The sequence below is a fragment of the Natribacillus halophilus genome (assembly GCF_900100185.1).
Taxonomy (GTDB): Bacteria; Bacillota; Bacilli; order Bacillales; family Marinococcaceae; genus Natribacillus; species Natribacillus halophilus.
Map to the genome: position 1 here is coordinate 102,636 of NZ_FNEN01000010.1, position 6,749 is coordinate 109,384.

The 6,749-nt window shown below is 38.7% G+C and carries 5 protein-coding genes and 1 pseudogene; 5 read left to right on the top strand and 1 reads right to left on the bottom strand.

Going from position 1 to position 6,749, the window contains the following annotated elements; all coding sequences use genetic code 11:
* The first annotated feature begins 9 nt into the window (after positions 1-9).
* From BLS58_RS11955 to BLS58_RS11975, 5 genes are all read left to right on the top strand, one after another.
* On the top strand, positions 10-1,515 hold the full coding sequence (locus tag BLS58_RS11955) for an aldehyde dehydrogenase family protein (protein ID WP_090399028.1): 1,506 nt from the start codon (positions 10-12) through the stop codon (positions 1,513-1,515).
* A 22-nt stretch (positions 1,516-1,537) separates the two neighbouring features.
* Positions 1,538-2,443, top strand: coding sequence for a 4-hydroxy-tetrahydrodipicolinate synthase (gene dapA, locus BLS58_RS11960; RefSeq protein ID WP_090399029.1), 906 nt, complete (start codon positions 1,538-1,540; stop codon positions 2,441-2,443).
* The gene (locus BLS58_RS11965) at positions 2,440-3,834 is read left to right on the top strand and encodes a flavin monoamine oxidase family protein (RefSeq protein WP_090399030.1); all 1,395 of its coding nucleotides are present in this window, start codon (positions 2,440-2,442) and stop codon (positions 3,832-3,834) included. The genes dapA and BLS58_RS11965 overlap by 4 nt, the downstream gene beginning before the upstream one ends.
* Before the next feature lie 218 nt (positions 3,835-4,052).
* Positions 4,053-5,126 (top strand): YkvI family membrane protein, encoded by a 1,074-nt coding sequence (locus tag BLS58_RS11970; RefSeq protein ID WP_090399031.1) that lies wholly within the window; start codon positions 4,053-4,055, stop codon positions 5,124-5,126.
* A gap of 202 nt (positions 5,127-5,328) precedes the next feature.
* Positions 5,329-6,201, top strand: a complete 873-nt coding sequence (locus tag BLS58_RS11975) for a MurR/RpiR family transcriptional regulator (protein WP_090399032.1) — start codon at positions 5,329-5,331, stop codon at positions 6,199-6,201.
* A 319-nt stretch (positions 6,202-6,520) separates the two neighbouring features.
* Here the strand turns inward: BLS58_RS11975 and BLS58_RS11980 are convergent.
* A pseudogene (locus BLS58_RS11980) lies at positions 6,521-6,749 on the bottom strand (IS4 family transposase); the annotation flags it as partial.

Consider the following 6,749-nt stretch of genomic DNA (forward strand, 5'->3'; position numbering starts at 1 on the left):
AGGATTACATTGCAAACCGTTCATTTCAAATTGAAACCGAAAGTAAGAGACTTTCTTGAAGAAAGTATAGGGCTCTATATTAATGGAGGCTATGTCAACGCAGCTGCAGGTGATAAATTTGATGTTTTAGACCCTGCCACAGAGGAGAGAATTGCTCAAGTTTATAAGGCGGATAGAGATGATGCTGACCATGCAGTCAAAGCAGCAAGAACGGCCTTTGATGAAGGTGAATGGACAAAAATGAAAGCGTCTTCTCGTTCTCGTATTATTTATAAATTTGCAGATCTTCTTGAGGAGAACCGTGAAGAACTAGCTCAATTAGAATCACTGGATAATGGTAAACCATATCAAGTGGCATTAACAGATGATGTGGAGGGCACCATTGAGCATTTTAGGTACTATGCCGGCTTCGCCACAAAAATTCAAGGTAAGACAACAAATGTTTCGCCTGAGTATGTGAATTATACCGTACATGAACCAGTGGGAGTGGTTGGACAAATTATCCCATGGAATTTTCCGTTGTTAATGGCTGCATGGAAGCTAGGGTCGGCACTTGCTGTTGGTTGTACAGTTGTGATTAAACCGGCAAGCGAAACGCCTTTGTCATTACTTTATATAGCAAAACTATTTAAAGAGGCCGGCTTCCCGGATGGCGTTGTCAATATTGTTCCTGGATCCGGAAGAGCGGCCGGTGAAGGAATCATTACACACCCGCTGGTTGATAAAGTGGCATTTACGGGTTCAACTAATACAGGAAAAAATGTAATGAAGAAAGCTGCAGATCAGCTGAAGGATGTCACGCTGGAATTAGGAGGGAAATCACCCACCGTTATTCTGGATGATGCAAATATCAAAAAAGCGATCGAAGGTGCCTTTGACGGAACCATGTATAATCACGGTCAAAACTGCAGTGCCTGTACAAGAATATATGTACAAAGAAATTTATATAACCTAGTTTTGCAAGGGCTTTCAGAGGAGCTGGAGCAAATTAAACTTGGGCATGGCATGGACCCTGAGACAGATATGGGACCGCTTGTATCTAAAAAACAGCAGCAAACAGTACTTGATTATATTCAGACAGGCGTAGACGAAGGTGCAAGACTCATTGGCGATCATTCTCCTGTATCTGATAAAGGATTTTTTGTTAAACCGATTATTTTTGCTGATGTAGAGGATGATATGACCGTTGCCAGAGAAGAAATCTTTGGACCAGTCATGACAGTCCACGTGTTTGATACGGTTGAAGAAGGCATTCGAAGAGCAAATGATAGTGTATATGGATTAGCAGCAAGTGTATGGACAGAGAATATTAGACAAGGTCACTATGTTGCCGGCAAGTTGCAGGCAGGAACAGTATGGATAAATGATGTCGGACAAGAGTGGGAAACAATGCCATTCGGAGGATACAAACAATCTGGCATTGGACGGGAAATGGGCGGAGAATATGGCTTAGAGAACTACACGGAAGTTAAAAGTGTTTTTGTAAATATGGAACAAGATGAAAATAATGAATAAATAAATATTAGGAGGGTTTTCAATGACGAAACCAACAGGCATGATTCCAGCTATACCTACACCGATGAATGAGGATAGTACCATTAATTTTAATGGCATTGGAGAAGTTTTAGATCACTTGCTTGAAAATGGTATTGATACTGTATTGGTTGGCGGAAGTAACGGAGAATATTCATTGATGAATGTCGAGGAAAGAAAAGAAGTTATTCAGTATGTTTCTGAAAAAGTTAAAGGAAAAGCGAAAGTAATGGCCGGAACAGGGTGTCATCGGACAGAAGATACGATAGAGCTTACTAAATTTGCATCAGGTGCAGGTGCAGATTGGGCATTGGTCATCAGTCCTTATTATATGCAAACGAGCGAGCAAGGAATTATTGATCATTATAAAACGGTTGCAGAAAATGCAGATATCGGAATTGTTGTCTATCATTATCCTGCAGCAACGAATGTGGAAATGAGCCCGGAATTAATCAATGAGATAAGTCAAATTGATGGCGTTGTAGGGGTGAAAAATACTGTTGAACAACAGCATACTTCTGAATTATTAGCACTGACGAAAGACAATGAAAGTTTTTCTGTATTAACTGGATTTGAACACTTGATTGTTCCTACATTGGCAACCGGGGGCCATGGAACAATAGGAATTGTGCATAATTTGGTACCTGCTGAACTGGTTCGTTTATATAACCTCATTGTGCATGAAAATAACATTAAAGAAGCGATAGACTTGAACAAAAAATTAATGCCTCTATATAGTGCTGTTGAAGAAGAAACTGTTCCAGGAACTGTCAAAGCAGGGTTAGAAGCATTAGGGTTACCGGGCGGAAACAGCCGATTGCCGTTAGTACCTGCAACAGAACAATATCAGCAGAAAATAAAGAAGCTATTGTCCGATGTAGGTGTGTTAAAAACGGGGGAAACAAAATGAAAGATGTAATAATCATTGGTGGAGGACTTGCCGGGCTGTCCGCAGCCTGGCGTCTGAAACACCATGACATTTCAGTTTTAGAGTCGGAAAATCGCATTGGTGGACGTGTACATTCTGAACGTCGAGGAGATTATTGGCTGAATTGGGGTGGCCATCTATTTGCCGGACCTGGTTCGGCTACAGATGAATTACTCCAATCTGTAGGAGTAGCATCATCTCCTGTACCCGGCACTTTAACGGCAATGTCTTTAAATGGGAAACTGCTTTTAAAAGGTTCTGTTGAAATGTATCCTTTTAGAGCGCCAATGTCATGGAAATCCAGGTTTGCTTTGATACGTGCAGGCGCAAAAGTACGCGCCGCTGTTATGAGATATGGACGAGTAGCAAAAAGAAGACCTGGAGAAGATTATAGGGTGCAACAACAACGTATTTTAGAATTTATGGATAATCAAACGTTTACAGATTTTACTGGTAAATTACCTACAGACGCAGATTCCATTTTCAGGCCTACAGTAAGTCGTTCAACGGGTAGTCCTGAGACAATTACAGCAGGAGCAGGTATAGGATATTTTCACACGGTATGGAATAAAAATGATGGACTTGGGAGAAATATTGATGGAGGCCCATCCACGCTCACAGATACGATTGCAAAAGAGTTAGCTGAAAGTGTTCAACTTAATGCAAAAGCGACTGAAGTTGTTCAGAAAAAAGACTCCGTTGTAGTTAAATACACGCAAAATGGTGTTGAACATGTCGAGGAAGCTCGCTACGCGGTACTTGCTACTCCTGCCCCAATAACAAGGAAAATAGCTAAAAATATTGATTCAGAACTTGGCGATGCGCTTGATAAGGTGACTTATGGTCCGCATGTAAGCGCAGCATTTCTGACAGATGAAAAAGGCCCGCAAATTTGGGATAACGTCTATTCTTTCGCCACACCGAAAAGAGCATTTGATATTATTCTTAATCAAACGAATCTCATCCGGGCAAGAGAAACGAAAAGACAGCCAGGCAGCAGCATTATGACATTTTCACCTGGTGATAGCGGAAGTCGTTTGATCGATAAGTCTAAAGAAGAAATCATTGAAATTATATTAAAAGATTTAGATGACATCTTTCCCGGTTTTAGCGATCATGTAGTAGAGGCACGAGTAAATAAATATCCATTTGGATCGGCTTATATTTTCCCGGGCCGTGCAGAGTTACAGCCAATTTTAACAAAACCTGATAGACGCTTATTTTTAGCAGGTGATTATTTAGGGTCGACTTATACAGAGACGGCTATTCAGTCAGGATTTACTGCTGCTCAAAATATTAATAGTTTGTTAGGAACTGAAAGTATTCAAAATATAGATATAAACACGTCTCTTTATGGAGTTAGTACGTCATAAGAACTTTTATTGTTAATTCTTTTTTAATTTAATCGGTTACAAGAATATGAGAAAAATTTATTGTAACCGATTTCTACATTATTTTAAATGATATTTCTTGCCGTAAAAATGTTTGATTTTCAGGTGGTAACTTGACTTTAGAAGTTCAACTTAATGCAACGCTGTGACATTTTCATTTTATTTTTCAATTCAATCACAAGATTAAGAGGGTGTTAAAAATGGTGAAAACAAACAGAATTGCGATTGCAATCGCTTTCGGTTACATCAGTTTTATAATCGGGGCCGGCTATGCTTCAGGTCAAGAAATTCTTCAGTTCTTTGCAAATTATGGTGTATGGAGTTACTTTGCTGCTCTACTTGCGGGCCTCATCATAACTTTCTTTATCACGCAGACCTCAAAGCTTGGATATGTCATTCAGACAGAATCTTACCAGATAGCTCTGGGCCGGCTGCTCGGGAATAAAATAGCGTATGTATTTGACTATATACTTATTTTCTTTTTATATGGCTTATCTGTAATTATGATCGCTGGGACAGGTTCAGCACTCTATGATGGATTTGCCGTGCCCACATGGATTGGTTCCCTGATTACAATCATTTTATTATTTATCTTCCTGCAATTTGACTTCACTAGAATCGTAAAAATTTTAGGCAGCATCACTCCGTTTCTAATTATCGTGGTATTTATCATTGCCGGTTATAATGTTTTAAATCCGACGATACCGCTTAGTGAGGTCAGTCAATATACAGACATTAACCGTGCGCCGAGCGGCTGGTGGGTATGGGATGCAATCAATTATGCAGGACTCGTTATCGCAAATAGTTTCGCTTTTTTCATCATAATTGGTGCGACGAACGAAAATTATGCCGTTTCAAAACGTGCTCCCTTATTCGGCGGTCTATTATTTACATTACTTTTAGTATTAATGACAGCAGGGCTTGTTGCGAATCTTGAAGTTGCAAATAATGTAGATATCCCGACATTTTTCCTGGCGGAACAAATCCATCCGGCTGTTCGATTGTTAATGGCTGCGATTATGGTGGGTGTTCTCTTTAATGCTGTCATCGGTGTGTTATTTCCGTTTGTAAAGCGATTTACGAAGGTTTATTCTAAAGAGTATAAAATCATGATGGCCATATCACTCATCGTAGCATATATCATCAGCTTTGTTGGTTTTATAGACTTAGTAAACTTCTTCTATCCTATCTTTGGCTATATTGGAATAGTACTATCAATCGTATTTCTTGGAAGATGGATCTATAATATGTTTACTGATAAAAAGTTGTTGTAATGAAAGCGTCCATTGTGCTCATGATTGATTAAAGTATAATTTTTGGTTAGCATCCAAAAACTAAGGTTTTAATGCTTACTCAAAGTCTTTTCCAACAAAAATGAGGGCATTTGTCCGCCTAAAATAAGGTTCGACATTTCCATTCAAACTTACTAAACTAGTAAGTAGGCAACGGAAGTTGAGAACAAGGGAGGAAAATGTAATGGCAGACGATCATCAATCCTTATTAGAGGACATGATAAACTTGAAAGATCGTTTACCTAAAAGGCAAAGACACTTGTGCGATTATGTATTAAAGCATTACCAATCCTTAGGTTTAATTACTGTAAAAGAACTCTCTCACGAATCAGGTGTCGGGGTTTCGACGGTTATGCGAACAATCCATTCTTTAGGCTATAGTAATTTTAATGATTTTAGAAAAGATGTTTACGATGAGTCTCTAACCGAAAAAACAAATTCAAAATGGAAATTGAAGGATTCTCTATCAGATGTTCAAGAAAATAAAGAATATGAGCATACACTTGTTCAGGTATGTAAAGAGTCCGTAAACTTGCTGGATAAATCATTAAATGAAGATTTAATGGAAAACTTCGATAAAACGATTGACATGATGAGCCAAGCTACATGTATAAATATTTTTGGAACAAGGCCTTATAAGATAGTAGCTCTTTACTTTGAACAGGTAATGGGAGAATTTTATCCGAAGATAAGGCAATTAAGCCATGATTCTGAAGTCGTTTTGGATAAGGCTTTGCAGATTGAAAAAGATGAAGCGTTAATCGTTTTTGCTTTTGAACCGTATACAGAACGAATCATTCAAGCAACGAAAGTGGCACATGATTTAGGCGTTCCAATAATATTAATTACCGATCATATATCTTGCCCCATCATAAACTATGCTACGACAATTTTGAAAATCGAAGTAAGTGAGGATAAATTCTCTATTGTACCGACGATAGCTTTAGTAGAAGCGTTGATCGTTGAATTTGGAAGACGATTTTCCGATGATTTTATTGAGAAGCTAAGTAAATTAGAAAGAACCCTAAAAGAACATCGGGTAACGTTTTCTTATTAGCTTATTCAGGAGATCATACCTTCTTTACAGATAAATTCCCTTATTAAAGGAATCACTACAACGTTATCTTGATCATCCGGACATGAAGCACTATACCACAAAAGAGTTAAAGGAGTCGCGGTATGACCAAAGAAGATAGTCGGAGGTTTTTTATATTGGCGGCAAAAATATAAAATCAATATAATCCAGATGTTGCCACCTCGAAGTGTAATATTTATAACTCGAGTTTCGCACCCCAAATAGCAAGGGATTCAGCGTAACTATGTGAATCTATAACCCTTATATGGCAGTGCTTTCCCCGAAATTCCATTTTCGGCCTTTAAGCGACATTATCGCCGTCAAATAGTTGATTGACCAAAAACGAGTCTTCAAAAAGGGTTTTAATATACTGGTATTCCTCGGACATCTTAAAGGCATGAATATCTACTACTCCTGACTCTGAGATGGCCGTGATAACCACGTCCAGAAGCTCATCAAACATTTCCCATAGCTGTTGCGCCATATTTTTCTCTACCAAGTCGTCTTTAATCTCTTCAAATAACCCTCCC